Origin of the sequence: Chelatococcus sp. GCM10030263 (genome assembly GCF_042666455.1) — a bacterium.
Taxonomy (GTDB): domain Bacteria; phylum Pseudomonadota; class Alphaproteobacteria; order Rhizobiales; family Beijerinckiaceae; genus Chelatococcus.
In genome coordinates, this window is record NZ_JBHTDB010000013.1 from 1 (window position 1) to 1,222 (window position 1,222).

The window sequence follows — 1,222 nt, forward strand, 5'->3', positions numbered from 1 at the left end:
TGACCTGAGACCCTTTTCTCCTCCGGTCTGAGGGAGAGTCCTAGGTTTCGTTTCTGGCCTCAGGCGGCCTCTTTTTCCAGCGAGGATTTGAGGGCGAACTCGGCGGGCGTGATGTTGCCGAGGGCCGAGTGGGGTCGGTGGTGGTTGTAGTCCTCCTTCCATGAGGTGATAGCGCTGCGGGCCTCGGTGAGCGTCGAGAACAACGTGTCGTTGAGACACTCGTCCCGGAATCGCCCGTTGAAGCTCTCGACGAAGGCGTTCTGCGTGGGTTTGCCGGGAGCGATGTAGTGCCACGCGACGCCAGTCTCCTGGCACCAGCGCAGGATCGCCATCGAGGTGAGCTCGGTGCCGTTGTCGGACACGATCGTCTCCGGCCGGCCACGCAGCCGAATGACATCATCCAGTTCCCGAGCCACACGCAGGCCCGAGAGCGAGGTGTCGGCGACGAGCGCCAGACACTCGCGCGTGTAGTCGTCGACGATGGCGAGCACCCTGAAGCGGCGACCGTCCGTGACCGTGTCGGAGAGAAAATCGAGGCTCCAGCGCGCATTGGCCCGATCAGGCACGAGCATGGGCCTGCGCGTGCCCAATGCTCGTTTGCGGCCACCGCGCCGGCGCACCTGCAGCTTCTCCTCGCGATAGAGCCGCCGCAGCTTCTTCTGGTTCATCACGATGCCCTGGCGGTCCAGCATGATGTGGATCCTGCGATAGCCGAACCGCCGGCGCTCTCCTGCGACGGCCTTCATCGCCTCGCGCAACAGGGCATTGTCGGGACGGGCGCTCATATAGCGCACCGTCGAGCGATCGACCGTCAAGGCCAGGCACGCCCGACGCTGGCTCACCGAATGGCACCGTGCAGGCATGAGCCACCGCCTTCCGCTTCGCATCGGGCGTCACCATTTTTTTGCGGCGACATCCTTCAGGATCGCGTTGTCGAGCATCTGTTCGGCCAGCAGCTTCTTCAGACGAGCGTTCTCGTCTTCGAGGGTCTTCAGCCGACGCGCATCCGACACGTCCATCCCGCCATACTTCGCCTTGAACTTGTAGAAGGTCGCCGAAGAGATGCCGTGCTTGCGGCAGACGTCAGCCGTCGCCGCTCCGGCTTCCTGCTCCTTCAGCATCCCGATGATCTGCTCTTCCGTGAATCGTGAGGGGCGCATCGTCCGTCTCCGTGAGTGACGGACTCTACTCAAATCTGGAGGAAGATCAGGGTCTCAGGTCA

1 pseudogene is annotated in these 1,222 nt (G+C 63.2%); it reads right to left on the reverse strand.

The features are described from left to right. Window positions 1–59: 59 nt before the first annotated feature. A pseudogene (locus ACFQU1_RS22190) lies at window positions 60–1,160 on the reverse strand (IS3 family transposase). Window positions 1,161–1,222 lie beyond the last annotated feature (62 nt).